Here is a 13,926-nt window from a genome sequence, read left to right as displayed (position 1 = left end):
GGACGAGGTGGGTCGCGTTCAACAGACCGCTCGTCCAAAAGGGCACCAGCTGCGATCGGCACGAACGAGCCCGCTCGACATCAATCTTTCGATGAACGAAGCGATCGCTAGAGGGATCAAATGCTGATGCTGTTTGGGATTCTCGACGGCAACTGGAACGTGTAGGCGTAGGGCCGCGACCGGTTGCGCTGGCGGATTTCCATTTCGATCAATGCCAGCTCATGCTGGAAATCGGCAACGATTTCGCGGATCCGGGGATCGGTGAAGTAGGGAAAAGACAGGTTTTCGTCGTAGTGCCCGAGCTTATCGTATTGGATGCTGCTCAAGAGATACTCGAAGGAGAACCCATAGAGCGCAACATCCAAGGGCGGATACCACGACAGTAGTTCGTCCTCAGACTCCAGTTTCGTCAGTCGGGTCGGCGGTGTTCGATAGATTGTGCCAGCCACGCTAGGTACATGCGACATCAATGGGTACTGGGCGTAGTTTGTGTTGGCGTGTTGCGGCCCAGCGACGTAGATGAGCTGAGCAATCACGTCGATCAGGTAGTCGCGACTCGCAATGCAGTATGGGCGATTTGGGTCGCCCGTCTCCATCAGGCCGTCCATACCTCGGAAATGGGCATAGAGCGGCGACGTCATCTCGTGAATCCAATTCTGCAGTTCGCCATCATCGACCACCGCCACGTCGTCGGCATAGTAGTGCGTAACATAGGCGGCGACGAACCGGCGAATCGCGGCCCACACCAACAGGGTGTCGTCACGGAACGGAAATTTGACCAGCGCGTCCGCATCTACGGCGCGTGCGTGGAACATGCGGTCCGGCCGGTTCTGGTCCCAGTGCCAGGCTAGTCGCGCTTTGGCCACCAGTTGCAGCGTTTCGGCGATCGCCGGTCCGATGCTCGTAGCGACCACGCCGCCTGGCGAGATCAGGTCGCGCCGCGCGTCATAGTTGATGTTGATGTTGAAGCGGAAATGTGGGATCAGCAACTTGTGCAGCGGATGGTTCTCCGAAAGTTGCCGGTGTGTGGCCAGGACGGCCGGCTCCACGGTGAGGTGACATTCTCCCAAGTGCGCGATCGATTCGTGGTGAATGGCGCAAGCGGCGTTAGCGAGGAACTTGGCTACCCGCCACTTCAGGCCATTCCCATCGTTGGCATCGCAACTGTCGTTGGGCGTGAAGATCGGCGAGTGCACCGGATCGTAGTGTTGTGAGCACATCACCGCCACTGGCCGCAGCGCACCGTCGGCGTCCTGAGGGAAGCCGTGTGGCGGCTTCGGATCCCAGTAGAACAGCACCACCGGCGCGACCATGTGCCGCTGGAGGCCGTGGTGCTTGATCGCTTTGAGGCCATCGAACATGTGGTAGTCGCACACAAACAGACGCTTCTCAGATGCGGCCTGTGCCAGGGTCACCGTGGCATCGCCGATGATGCGTTGGAACTGTGCGTCGTTTAGCGGCATCTTATTGAGCAGTTGCGCCAGCGTCTTCGCCTTCAACCGGTCGATGGCGTCGGCTTCGTTCAAGACCACGCCGGTCAGCAAGGTCGTGTTGAAACCAGCCAGTTGCAGGTAAGCGAAAAACCAGTCCTGCTCGCACGGCAGGCCCACCGCGGGCATCCAAGATTGGCGGTCAATCCCAAGCATCAGCGGGGTCGAGAGCTTCTCGTGCAACTTGATATAGTCGTGGGTGCTGGTGGCCTTCAGGTAGTTGCGGCCCTTGTTATGGGCCAGCATTTCGTACAGGGCCGATTTCAAATGGGCTGTGGGGCCCTCGGTCTTGGCCTGCTCCTGCACTTTGACAAAGCCGATGACCATTTTGCGGATGTCATCGGGGATGTTGAATAGGCTGTCAGAAGCGGTCTCCACCATCCCTGGGATATCGGACGTGAGCTTGGTGATATCGCGTAGGAAATCCAGCAAACCGCTTTCGTTCTTTAGCAGCTTGCCGATTTCCTTGAACTCCCCGAGCCTGGCGTTGGTGACGTTGTCGGTGAGCTGCCGCTCAAGCGCCGTATGGAGAATGTGACGGAAGTTATGCCAAACGCGTTCTTGCGCGGCCTCCACGAGGCCACCGTAGCGGGCGTCATAGATCTCTGCGGGAGGCAGGTCGGCTGACACCGGAACGTTCTCCAGCGATGGATAGGTTCGCGTGTAGTTGTACTGCAGGCGCTTGAGCGACAGCGCGAACTCACGGCGCTCGCGTTCGTCGGCGTCGACATGCTGGGGCAAACGAATATTCGCCTCCGGCTTGAGCGGCTTCGTGGCCAAGAAATCGTCGCCATAGGGCGAACTGTTGCGAAACGACTCGGCTAGGTTGGCCATCGTGCTGCATCCTTGCGGTTGGAATTGCTGCGGTTAGGTATGCCGACTTCGACAGAAGTTGGGGGAAAAAGTTTACAAATTGTAGGCTAATTCAATGGAACCGTCGCTTAAGCGGACTTCACCGAATCGGCATCTCGGAGTTGGGCGAGACTATGGATCTGTCTCATCAGTGATTTGCCAACAATCAACCGCTCCATGGGATCGAACCCGATCTTGCGCGGCTTGACGCAGGCTTGGATCAGGCTGCTCGGTGCGGCTGCAATGGGTACACCAAAGACCTGCTGCCACGGAGGCGGTCCAAGTTTGGCAATGGCATGGTTGGGTCGTAGTGTCGTTGCCGTGCGCCGGATTCGACCGATCGCGGCTCAGAAAACGCTCGCGATTCGTTTGCGGACGATGCTGGTATCTGGTGAGATACCGATCCCTGTCTCAAACTTGCGCGATGCCGTTCATGTCGGCATAGAACGATGACGCCACAAATGCCTTGCTTTGCTCGATTCCGTCTCCGCTTGCCGCTGGTGGCTGTGACCCTGTTGACGATATCCAATTGGGCGAGTGCGGGGTTTGATCCTTGCGCAGGTGGCAGTGGCCCAGTGTTTACCGTGACGAATCAGGGCGCTGGTTCCTATGTGGTCAATGGCGTGCTGGACCCCACGCTCACATTGGTGCGGGGGTGTACTTACCCGTTCAATATCACCGCGAATGGCCACCCATTTGTCATCAAAACCATTCGCGAGGCCGGGTCTGACAATGCCTACGATAATGGCATTGTGGGGAATCGCACTGAGATCGGCACGATGACGTGGACGGTTCAGGCAAGCACGCCGAATGTGCTGTACTACGTTTGTGAAATACACACCGCCATGTCAGCACCAATCAACTTCATTGATGCGCCTCCCGAACCGCCTCTGTTTGCGAGCGACTTCGAATAGCGCCCCTTGTCGATTTGATCCTGCGCGCTTGCTCGACCCAATTTCGGTCCAGCGTGTCCGGGCGGGGGATTCTGTTGGTTCTGAAAAGTATTTGGTTCGGGAACACTGAGCCCGGACCCGCGCCGGACTCAGTGTAGGTAGGAGCGTCCAGGATGGCCTGATTTATAGCCTGATTTATACCCTGGCGCGTCCCCGGTGCATTAGGGAGCCTCTGAACAAGTTCAGAGGCGATGCGGGCCATGGATGGCCCGCCCAGAATCAAGCACGCAAGTGCTTGATTCTGGGGCACTGAGTCCGGACACGTGATGGACTCAGTGCGGGTCTGAAAGTCCAGGATGGACTTATTCAGACCCTCCTTAGAAGCGCCAGCCCAGCGTCAGCCGAATGCTGTCGAAGTCGAAGTCATCGTCACTACGACGAAAGTCCGTACCGTTTGGGTTGGTCCGGATGAACGGATTCGTGGCGGGAGCGGGGCCTTGCGCACGAACGCGGTAACTGTCGTCATTCAGCATGGTCATCAGGTACTCAAGACCCACGGTCCAGTTGCCGAAGCGATGCGTGTAGCCGACGCCAAATTGCGTGCCATTTGCCGTGTCGTCGCCGCTATCGACAAACGTGTTCACGAGGTTGCTCGTATCGAAGCGATTGCGAATGTCGGCCCGGGCCAGGCCAGCGGTGCCGTACAGGAGGCCATTGCCTTCCAGCAGGCTGAAGCCCAGACGACCACGAATTGCGAAGAGTCCGTCAACATTACGAATCATCGTGTAGCGCGCGGGTGTCGTGCTGAAAGCGGACACTGCGTCGCGAACGTCGGGTCGGGCATACTCAAAAACGGCCCCGTAAACCCAATCACCTGACTGCCAGTCGTAGCCACCGCGGATCGCCCATTCCTGGTCGGTCACGTTTCCGGCGCAGCCGCCTGCGGGAGTGCGGTCTCTGGCGATCCCGTCGCAGAATCCAGGTGAAAATGCGTCAGCGCCAGCCGCCGTCGTGACGGTGTCGGCATATGCCCCGTTCAAGTCGGTATCGAATTCAAAACGATCCTGATTGTCGTCCAGCCCGCCGTTTTGACCAGCGGCGAATTCTGCGTAGAAGCCCGACCAGTCATCGGCGATGGCGACTGAACTCATCAGGCCCAGGGTCAGGGCGATACAAAGCTTGGTAGTGCGCATGTTGGTCTCCGTTGCAATTTGTGCGTAAGAGACTAAATTTGAAACAATCAACGCGATGCATCGATCTTGCGAGTTATGAATTCACCAAAGTCAAAGAAAAGTTGAGGCGTCGAGATTCCAGATATTCAGATGTCGATTGAGCGTTCGCGAGGCCTGGCACCAAATAAGCCCGGAGTCGATTCCTGCCATCGACGGCTTGCATCGCCGCTGAACTTGTTCAGCGGTTACTGGGTGGCGCCACGGGACGAGTCTTGGCCAGTCCAGGATGGCCTAATCAGGCCTCGCCCAACCGTGCCCGATGGCGGTATCGGTCATCATTTCAAACCACTCAGGTCGGCCTCGCGAACATCAATATTGCCGCGGACGATCTGAGCCGCGAGCAACTCGTTGACGGGCGCGAGGACACTGAAGTGACTATGGCCGTCGAGTCGGAAAAAATGGATATTCGGGTTCTTGTTGCTGGTCGCCATGATTTCGATCGCGCCGTCCCAGTTTCCCTGTTCGCTGCCCTCAAAGACGTAGAGCGGTCGGCGCACATCAGCGAGCCACTCGTAGGGTGAGCGCAGCGCCAATTCACGATCATCCTTCAGATCGGCAAAGACAAAGTCACCGCCATATTGGTTGGCCCAGGCGGCGGGTCCGAATGCGAAAACGGCGCGATAGCGATCAGTCGATTCGGCGACCAGCATCGCCAGCGTGCCGCCGGTACTGTGCCCGCCCAGATAGATCTGTTGGGTGTCGACATAGGGCAAGCTCGCCAAATAATCGGTTGCCGCGAGAATGTCGTCGGCTTCACCCAGGAACCCCTCGCGTTGCCCGGGGTTGTCGTTACCGCCGCGTTGCGACGGGAACATCATGATGATTCCAGCCTTTCGATAGGCGGCGGCGGATTGATCATTGCTGCGCGATTGCGGTGACCAGATATCGCCGATGGACTGCGTTTCGCCGCCGGTAATCCAAACGATTGCGGGATGCCGCAAACCGTCCCCGGGATTCTTGCTGAGATACGCGGCGAGCTTGCCGACTGGGGCGTCATACCGAATCAGATCAAAGTCGGAACCACTCGGGTCATCGGCAGCGCCAAACGCAGGCTCTGTCCGGACGATGTTTGTCTTGAACGACTGTCGTGCGTCGCGCAGCGGAAATTCAGCGCGATTCGGAGCCGACGACGTACTGCACGCAACGATCGAGAACAGCAGGACCAGGATTGAGGTTTGGCGCAGGCGCATCAGATGAATTGGCTCAGAGGAAATGACGCAAAATTGTCGCAGTCGGCCGAACGGATGCGCAAGCGGCGCGTAGTGTCGCCGAGGCACGGTGGGTGCCGCCTGGGTGATGCCCCGGAGAGCACGGTGCTTGGCCAGATCGCTCAATCGCAAGTGCGCCAAATGGCTAACGTGTCTTGCCGAATGCCGCTGCGTCGTTGCCTTGACAAGGGCGGTGCAAAGCGCTAGTTCTGCACCCGCATACTTGGGAGGGCCACCCCTTTTGAATTCGACCATGTCTCGCTGTCTGGCTTGACTACGTGTTGGCGTTGATGCTCGCGACAATGAACGCCCGCCGGCAGCCGAAGCCGCACCATGAAGGCGGGCGGATCAAACATTGCCCGGTTGCGGGCATGGTCCGCACGAACCTGCTGAGGTGTTGCCGGAAAGTTGGCCATGAGTGACGAATTCTTGAGTAGGGTAAGCGTCCTGAGTACGAATGACTTCCCATTGATCTGGAGGAAAGGACCTTGAGGGCACAACACTCCGACGCTCAAGCCACGCACGCTTTGTTTCTTGCCATCTCGTCGCGCCTCACGGGTTTCGACAGGGTCGAACTGGAGGGGACCGGGATGACTCAGACCTATTTCGATACGCTGTCGCGCGAAACCGCACCAGATGTCCTCAATTGGTTCTTCGCCGAGTCTTCGGCCATTCTTGCGTTACGGGATGAGTCTGCCATTGATCAAGCAATCCGCGCCCGGCTGATGCCTGACTCGTCCTACGATGGCACGGCGAAAGCCATCATTCTGATGTGGTACACCGGCGAGTGGTACACCAACATCGGCGACCCGACCGCCATGATATCGACGCAGATTGATGGCCCGTCTTACGTGCAAGGGCTGATGTGGACGGCGGCCGACGCCCATCCTCCGGGTGCAAAACAGCCCGGATTCGGGTCCTGGGCCGAGCCGCCGATTCAGATTCCCATTTGACTTGTTCCGCCCAGGCAACATTCATAAAGGCGCCTGAACGGGCGCACCGGTGACGGCGTTGCCGACTGCCATGACGCGAATGGAAGGTTACGATGAACCAGGAATACGATGTTGTCGTTGTCGGGTCGGGCATTGCAGGATGCGTGCTGACCAAGATCCTGACCCAGGCCGGCAAGCGGGTACTGTTGATGGAGGCGGGTCTCGAAGCGGGTATCGCGCTTGATCCCTCGCGTGCTTATACCAACTACCAGCAGTACCTGCAGGCCTTCTACGAGTCAACGGTCAAGGCCACCAACACCCCTTATCCCAACCTAACCGATGCGGAGTCGCCCGATGTGCTCGACATCAAGGCGGTAACGCCTTACGACACCGGCTACCTGGTGCAGTTGGGGCCGCTGCCGTTCGCGAGTGATTGTCTGCGCGCCCCAGGTGGCACCACGTTGCACTGGTTAGGCAATGTGCCGCGAATGCTGCCTAATGATTTTCGAATGCAGACGCTCTATGGCCAGGGCGTGGATTGGCCGATCCGATACGAGGATCTCGTGCCGTACTACGAAATGGCCGAGAACGAGATCGGTGTTTCGGGCGACGTCAGTGCGCAAGTCGGGCCGGACATGGGGCCACAAAACTATGGTCCCGGCTACGTGTTTCCGATGTACAAGATTCCGCAGAGCTACCAGGACCACGTCTGGATGCAGCACAGCCAGAACCTCCCGGTGCAGCTTGACGGCGAGACGTACACGGTCACCTGCGTCAGCATGCCGCAAGGGCGCAACTCAATCCCCAACCCCGAGTATCCCTATGGCACGACCGTGTGGAACGCCAGCACGCAGAAGCTGGAACTCACCATCAGCGACGCGACCTATCAAGTATTCGGTTCCATCTGGAACCCCTACACGGGCGAGCGCTGCGAGGGCAACTCGAGCTGCGTCCCGATTTGCCCGGTACAAGCCAAATACAACGCACTCAAGACACTGAAAAAAGCCGATCGCAAGCGCTTGGACATCCTCACCCAAGCCGTCGCGTCGACCTTGTTGATTTGCCCGGAAACCCGCCGTATCAACGGTGTGGTGTACAAGTCCTACAAAGAGCCGAACGCGACTGAATACACCACGAATGTCGCGCGCGGAAAGGTCTACATTCTCGCGTGCAGCGCGCTCGAAAACGCCAAGATCCTGCTTGCGTCCAATGCGGCGAATCAAAGCGATCAAGTTGGCCGCAATCTGATGGACCACTTGGTGCTGCTGACCTGGGGATTGTTCCGTGACAAGATCTGGCCCTATCGTGGACCGGGATGCACGACGTACATCCCCACTTTCCGCGATGGCGCGTTTCGCAAGGATTTCGCAGCGTGGATCTCGCCGATCGACAATTGGGGCTGGTCCTGGCCGACGTTTGCGCCGGGCTCGGACGTGAATGCAGCCGTCATTGTGGATGGCATGTTTGGCAAGGCATTGCGGGCGCATCTGAACGAACGGCTCACGCGTCAGGCATTGCTGCACTTTGAATGCGAACAAGCGCCTGATCCAAACAATCGCGTCGTGATTGATCCGAAGTACAAGGATCAGTTGGACAACTATCGTCCGGTCATTCACTACGATGCGTCAGACTATATGCGAAAGTCGTTCAAGGCGGCGAAAGAGGTGTCGGATCAAATTTTTGCCGCCAATGGCATTGCCGACCACACCGAGTACAGCCCGACCGAGCCTGACTATGTGACCTGGCAGGGACGCGGCTACACGTTCCGTGGTGCCGGCCATATCGTGGGGACGCATCGGATGGGCAATTCGCCTGACGACTCGGTTGTGGATGCCAACGGCCGGACCTGGGACCACCCGAATCTGTATCTCGCCGGTTGCGGCAACATGCCGACGCTTGGCACCTCGAACCCGACGCTCACGATGACCGCGCTCGCCTTCAAGACGGCCGAGGCCGTGCTGCAGCAGTTGGAGCAATGACTACCATGAATGCCGAACAAGATACCCAATCGCCAGGTTCTGAAGCCGCGCCGGCCAGCCCGTCACTCTTCCAGAAGGTCCGCGGCGGGCGTCGTCGCCAGATGCTCACCTATGAGGAGGTCCCGGGGGTCGCCGATTCGGCCAAGTCCTTGCTCAAGACGGCGCATCATGAACTGTCGCTTGAGCAGGTGCGTCGGCATTTGCAGACGGCCATCGAGATCGAGCACGCCACCATCCCAACCTACCTGTGCGCGCTGTATTCCATTCACGACGGTACCAACACGTTTGCGGTGCAGAACATTCAGGGCGTGGTGATGGAGGAGATGCTGCACATGCTGCTCGCCTGCAATATTCTGAATGCGATTGGCGGGCATCCAGCGATCGATCACCCGAAATTCATTCCTGAGTATCCAACGTACTTGCCGCACTCCGCCGATTTGTTTCTCGTCCCGTTGCAGAAGTTCAGCCGCGACACGATTCAAGTCTTTCTGGATATCGAAAAGCCGGCGCATCGACCGGCGCCGCCGCAGCCCAATCACTGGGACACGATCGGTCAGTTCTACAAATCGATCAAGTTTGCGTTGATTCATTTGGAGCGCACCACGCCTGGCGGCATTTTCCACGGTGATCCGGCGCGGCAAATGCAGCCACACCACTACTACGGTGGTGGCGGCAAGCTTGTGCCCATCCACAATCTTGATGACGCCGTACTGGCGATCGATGAGATCGTCGGGCAGGGCGAGGGCGTTAATGGCACGATTATCGATTCCGACAGCGTTCTGTTTGGTGAGGACGTCGAATACGCGCACTATTTCCGATTCAACGAGATCATGTCGGAGCGGCGATATCGGCCGACCGACAAGGCGAATGCACCCCCTAGCGGACCGCCCGTCGCGGTGGACTGGAATGCCGTCTACGCCATGCGGCCCAACCCGAAGATGGCAGACTATCCGGAGGGGTCGGAACTCTACGCGAAAACGCTCGGATTCAACCGGACGTATATGGCCTTGCTGACATCCATCCACAATGCGGTCAACGGCGATCCGCCTGAATTGATGAAAGCGGTGCCGTTGATGTACGACCTGAAGTATCAGGCGTTGGAGTTGATGGTGACGCCCTGGAAAGAGGGCATGACCGCCGGGCCGAGCTTCGAGTACGTGCCGCCCGCCATGCGCTGAGCCCGGTCGATTTGGCGTTCGTTGACGTTGTTACTGCATTGCATGCACTGGAGCTAATCATGTCGATTGCGATCGCCCGCGAAGGGCGCGTTCGGGTATGGGTTCGGGGCGCTTGCGCACTGATGCTGTGTGGCGTTTTTCTGAGTGCCTCGGTATGGGCTGCAACACCGCCGCTCAATGCGAACGCCTGGAACATCGTGATCGTGCCGAGCTTCGAACCAAATCCCGACACCAATACATTGTCGGTAACCGGGTTCAACCACGCGCTGCAGTTTGCACAGTTGTTGAACCTCCTCACGGCCGGCAAGACCGCACAGGTTCGCCAGATCATGGCGTTTTCGGCCAAGGCAACACCGACCGACATCACGCCGTTGCAGAGCATCCAGCCCTACGCCGTGCTGAACAATCGAGCGGTGTCGCAACTGATCGTCGATCCAGGGGATCTTGCGACTTATAACTCGCCGAGTTACAACCTCGCCGCCATTCTGGCCGATCAGGCGCCCGGCCATTACATTGTCGCGATGCCTGCCACGATGATCAATGAAGCGGTTACACCCTTGCTCGACGCCGGTACCCGCTTTGCGGGCATTCCCGCTGGCGACTTCGGGCAGTACGTGGTGCTGAGTCGCGAGAACAATCGGACGACTGCCACGATGTATGACGATGACATTACGCCCGCAGCGCACTATCCTGATGTCGCGTTGGCGCCAGAACGCGACACGACGTGCCCGCAAACCAGCACACGCTTTACGGTGCCAAAGCCGAAGTCGCCGCGCTTTCTGCTGAATGCCAACCAGACTGTGCATTTGATTCGGCATGTCGAGGCGCATCCGAACAGTGATTTCGAGAACGGCAACTTTGTCTGTCAGGGTGCGTGGCGAGCGATTGGTGCAAATGGCATTCTCAACCGCCTGATGGGTGGACCGCCCGACCAGATTTTCACGACCAATCCGAACGATCTGATCGATTGCGATGGCAGCTGCTCCTATATTCGACCGACACTGACCATTGCGCCGTACGCGGTTGCGCACGGCATGCCGCTGGCGCTAGCTGCGTTCCAGTGGGATGACCCGGACACGCTTGCGGCCGCGCTGTTCACGCAGAACACGCCGTACTCCGACCCGCATTTCAACGGCACCCGCACACTGGTGGCGTGGGAGCACGGCAACATCGTCAAGGCGATCAAGTATCTGATTGGTGGCATCTACCAAGCGCCTGAAACGGTTGCAAAGATCCCGGATTGGTCGTTTACCGACTACGATAGTGTTTGGGTCATCAAGACCGATGCGAAGGGGAATCTGACCTTCAGCAATGACTGCGAGCATGTGGACACGGCGGCGTTGCCTAGCACGTGTCCAGCATTTCCGAGCGGCATTCGAAGTCCATAGTCTCGTGGTCCGGTTCAGTGGCTTCTTGGCTCGAAGCGTTTCGAGCGTGCCGCCAAACGCTTCACATCACACGGCACGCGGCGCAGTCTTGGCTATCAGAATTGACTAGTAGCGGCCGTGGTTGGGGCCAATGAATCATTGATCCTGATTGGGTTGCGCCTGCTGACGGAGCCATTGGATCCGCTGCCCGATTCGCAAAGTGCCAAGCGGCAGGATCACGTTGTGCCCGCGCTCGGTCAGCCAGGTCACTAGTCCTTCTGCGTAATGGGTGCTGGCAAGCACGATAACCTCGGAGGCCAGCGGGAGCGTCGCGCGCGATTGTTCGATCATCTCATCGACCCAAGTCTGTCGCTCAGATCGGGTCAACGTGTTCAACGGTCGTTCGTATGGTGCGACCACTTGGTCGGGATGAAGGAGGCCGTACGCGGCCGATAGAATGTACCAATCATCAGCGAATCGCTCCGCAAATCGTCGCGACGCGCGGAACAGTGCCGAGGTGTACAGGTCTTTTGCGGCGATGGGTTGGGTGTGCTGGGATTTGGCACAGGATACGAGTGCGATCTTAGTCATATTGGATTCCGTCCGTTGGAATGAAGCAGGCTGCGCAACGGGCGGGCGTACCGTCGCTGGCAGAATGCCGTCGATGCTGCCGCGGACTGACACCGAGTCGCCATCCGCATGCTTGCGCGACGCGATTGGGCCCTGGCCATCCTTGGCAGGTGGGAAGCCATGATGCATGGTTCGCGCGCACGGCGCATGGGAGAATTTCTGAAATTGGACTCAGAAATTTCTGAGCGGCATCGCAGCGGTGCGGTGGCGCAGGCATGCAGTGGCGCAGGCATACAGTGGCACAGGCATACAGTGGCACAGGCATACAGTGGCGCGGCGCCGGCAATGCCGTGCACGCGCCTTCGATCGGAGTCCGGCTGCGGTGGTACGGCCGTCCCAGCTCGCCAGCGACAGAATGCAATCGATCCGCGCCGTCCTGTTGCCGGGGAAAGGCTCCGGCGCAGCGCCCAAGGGCGCGCGCCGGGTCTTGCTTCAGTTGTCGATCCGCTTGGTTGCCGCCGTTCGGACGTTTTCTTCAGACCCAATCTGCCATTCGCCAAATGCATTGACGTAGAAGTTCAGAATCCGAACCCAACCTTCCTCCACTTCCGTCGCAGCGCGATAGAGTGTCCGAACGTTGTAGGTGGCCTTTACCGGATAGACGATCGTGCCTTCACTGGCGTTGCCCCGGTCTTGGGCGTAGCTCCAGTCTCGCGAACGACCGATTTGCACATTTAGAACGTCGACTTTCACGGCACCTTCCTGTCCGGCCGGAACCGCTTTCTCGCCCTTGGCGCAGCGGATCACCAATGCCACGACGTCCCGATCTGGTTCATCACCGTTTTCCACGGCGTCTTGTTGCACCGGACAATTCAGAAAGTCCAAAGCGGGAGTCGCTGCAGTGGCATTGCGGCCGATAACTTGGCCGGTTGCCGCTGGCCGGGCGGCTGGTTGGACACGCGTTGGCGCGGGCTGATTTGGTAACGCCGCGGGCGCGGGAGCGGCCCGAATCTCCCGAATGTGCTCGACACGACAGGGATATTCGACCTTGTTGGAATCGGCACGGACGCGATACCAGCTGCCGTCGGGCTGATCGCCCGGTTGGAAAGGCTCAACTGTTCCCGCTTCAAAGTACTTCTCATGTTGTGGCGCCAATGACCCGACGAAATTGCATTCGACGCGATCGCCCGGTTGGTAGGTTTGGTTGGCAGCAACGTCCGTCGCCGCAATGAGGAGCAGCGATCGCAATGCGAACCTGGTAACACTTGCCCGATGCCGGGCTTCTTGACTGACCATGCTTTGAAATCCCCTGAGTTGTCGACACGTCCGATCACTCGAACGCAGCTTCCCGCAAATTGCTCGAACCAATTTCGCGCCGATCGAACTTAGACTGCGTTGCTCGTCGTCGTAGATACCAATGCATCTCCTTCTTCCACGTTGCTTCGACTCGAAAGGTTGAATAGGTTCTACACGGTATTCACGGCACGCGACACTAGCCTAGCGGAACTGCGGCGCAGGTCGCCATGATTCGATGGGTCCGATCACCACGCTGCAACCGCCATGCCGCGGACGTCACTGCAGCAAGGGAATCTCCCTTGGCAAAACAAATGCAAAGGGAGCCTCTGAATAAGTTCAGAGGCGACGCAGGCCATGGATGGCCTGCCCAGAATCAAGCGCGCAAGTGCTTGATTCTGGAGCACCGAGTCCGGACATGTGCCGGACTCGGTGTGGGTCTGAAAGTCCAGGATGGACTTGTTCAGACCCTCCAAAGCAGCGTTGGTAAGAAGGTCCTGGCGGCGCTCAACGCCTCTTCAAGTAATGAGGCCGAGACTGCAGGGAACATGCGTTTACGAAACCGTCACGGGTCGTTGTCGACGTTACCCCGGACAGGAAGTTGACGATGCATGGGATTTTGAAGCTGGCGGGTTGCTCGTGGGCGACGCAGCCGGGGTGATTCCGTGGGCCAAACATCGCCTGTCGGCACACTTGGGACGGACTGGCTTTCCTGCAGCAACTTTCCTGATTCGCAGATGGCCTGCGCACCATTGCGTGATCGATTGGTCCCCTTTTTGCCGAGTCGGTTACTCAATACGACTCTGAATGGTTTCAGAGTCGTCGCGGGCCAAGGATGGTCCGTCCCGAATCAGTTGCGCATTTGATTGGTTCGGCGGGAGTGAGTCCGGACCCCGGCCTTAGTCGGGGGCAGGCGATGCACCTGACTCACG

10 protein-coding genes are annotated in these 13,926 nt (G+C 58.5%); 5 read left to right on the top strand and 5 right to left on the bottom strand.

Annotated elements, in window-relative coordinates; translation table 11 throughout:
• Positions 1 to 116: 116 nt before the first annotated feature.
• A complete protein-coding gene (locus tag C7S18_RS10535) occupies positions 117 to 2,324 on the bottom strand; it encodes a lipoxygenase family protein (protein ID WP_106891525.1) in 2,208 nt (735 codons plus the stop codon).
• Between the two features lie 479 nt (positions 2,325 to 2,803).
• Between C7S18_RS10535 and C7S18_RS10525 the strand changes: the two genes are divergently transcribed.
• Positions 2,804 to 3,256 carry a hypothetical protein gene (locus tag C7S18_RS10525; protein ID WP_146151869.1) on the top strand — a complete coding sequence of 151 codons (453 nt, stop codon included), beginning with the start codon at positions 2,804 to 2,806 and terminating at the stop codon, positions 3,254 to 3,256.
• A gap of 356 nt (positions 3,257 to 3,612) precedes the next feature.
• Here the strand turns inward: C7S18_RS10525 and C7S18_RS10520 are convergent, their stop codons facing one another.
• The gene (locus C7S18_RS10520; protein ID WP_106891522.1) at positions 3,613 to 4,428 is read right to left on the bottom strand and encodes an outer membrane protein; all 816 of its coding nucleotides are present in this window, start codon (positions 4,426 to 4,428) and stop codon (positions 3,613 to 3,615) included.
• Between the two features lie 314 nt (positions 4,429 to 4,742).
• On the bottom strand, positions 4,743 to 5,657 hold the full coding sequence (locus C7S18_RS10515) for an alpha/beta hydrolase family protein (protein WP_106893993.1): 915 nt from the start codon (positions 5,655 to 5,657) through the stop codon (positions 4,743 to 4,745).
• Positions 5,658 to 6,265: 608 nt separating this feature from the next.
• Here C7S18_RS10515 and C7S18_RS10510 point away from each other — a divergent pair.
• The 4 genes from C7S18_RS10510 (at position 6,266) to C7S18_RS10495 (ending at position 11,152) form a co-directional block, all read left to right on the top strand.
• A complete protein-coding gene (locus C7S18_RS10510; protein WP_106891521.1) occupies positions 6,266 to 6,628 on the top strand; it encodes a hypothetical protein in 363 nt (120 codons plus the stop codon).
• 92 nt (positions 6,629 to 6,720) lie between these two features.
• Entirely contained in the window at positions 6,721 to 8,586 is a 1,866-nt protein-coding gene (locus C7S18_RS10505; protein WP_106891520.1) for a GMC family oxidoreductase, read from the top strand.
• 5 nt (positions 8,587 to 8,591) lie between these two features.
• A complete protein-coding gene (locus tag C7S18_RS10500; RefSeq protein WP_170113215.1) occupies positions 8,592 to 9,764 on the top strand; it encodes a ferritin-like domain-containing protein in 1,173 nt (390 codons plus the stop codon).
• A 59-nt stretch (positions 9,765 to 9,823) separates the two neighbouring features.
• Positions 9,824 to 11,152, top strand: coding sequence for a hypothetical protein (locus C7S18_RS10495; protein ID WP_106891518.1), 1,329 nt, complete (start codon positions 9,824 to 9,826; stop codon positions 11,150 to 11,152).
• Positions 11,153 to 11,287: 135 nt separating this feature from the next.
• Here C7S18_RS10495 and C7S18_RS10490 read toward each other — a convergent pair whose 3' ends face one another.
• On the bottom strand, positions 11,288 to 11,722 hold the full coding sequence (locus tag C7S18_RS10490) for a DUF6884 domain-containing protein (RefSeq protein WP_146151868.1): 435 nt from the start codon (positions 11,720 to 11,722) through the stop codon (positions 11,288 to 11,290).
• Between the two features lie 471 nt (positions 11,723 to 12,193).
• A complete protein-coding gene (locus C7S18_RS10485) occupies positions 12,194 to 12,997 on the bottom strand; it encodes a hypothetical protein (RefSeq protein ID WP_106891516.1) in 804 nt (267 codons plus the stop codon).
• Between the last annotated feature and the right edge of the window lie 929 nt (positions 12,998 to 13,926).

This window comes from Ahniella affigens, from assembly GCF_003015185.1.
Lineage (GTDB): Bacteria > Pseudomonadota > Gammaproteobacteria > Xanthomonadales > Ahniellaceae > Ahniella > Ahniella affigens.
This window is presented reverse-complemented; position numbering and strand designations above follow the sequence as displayed.

Bases quoted from the DNA above. Each gene is read 5' to 3' on its own strand.
- C7S18_RS10535 (WP_106891525.1), bottom strand. From the start codon at position 2,324: ATGGCCAACCTAGCCGAGTCGTTTCGCAACAGTTCGCCCTATGGCGAC.
- C7S18_RS10525 (WP_146151869.1), top strand. From the start codon at position 2,804: ATGCCTTGCTTTGCTCGATTCCGTCTCCGCTTGCCGCTGGTGGCTGTG.
- C7S18_RS10520 (WP_106891522.1), bottom strand. From the start codon at position 4,428: ATGCGCACTACCAAGCTTTGTATCGCCCTGACCCTGGGCCTGATGAGT.
- C7S18_RS10515 (WP_106893993.1), bottom strand. From the start codon at position 5,657: ATGCGCCTGCGCCAAACCTCAATCCTGGTCCTGCTGTTCTCGATCGTT.
- C7S18_RS10510 (WP_106891521.1), top strand. From the start codon at position 6,266: ATGACTCAGACCTATTTCGATACGCTGTCGCGCGAAACCGCACCAGAT.
- C7S18_RS10505 (WP_106891520.1), top strand. From the start codon at position 6,721: ATGAACCAGGAATACGATGTTGTCGTTGTCGGGTCGGGCATTGCAGGA.
- C7S18_RS10500 (WP_170113215.1), top strand. From the start codon at position 8,592: ATGAATGCCGAACAAGATACCCAATCGCCAGGTTCTGAAGCCGCGCCG.
- C7S18_RS10495 (WP_106891518.1), top strand. From the start codon at position 9,824: ATGTCGATTGCGATCGCCCGCGAAGGGCGCGTTCGGGTATGGGTTCGG.
- C7S18_RS10490 (WP_146151868.1), bottom strand. From the start codon at position 11,722: ATGACTAAGATCGCACTCGTATCCTGTGCCAAATCCCAGCACACCCAA.
- C7S18_RS10485 (WP_106891516.1), bottom strand. From the start codon at position 12,997: ATGGTCAGTCAAGAAGCCCGGCATCGGGCAAGTGTTACCAGGTTCGCA.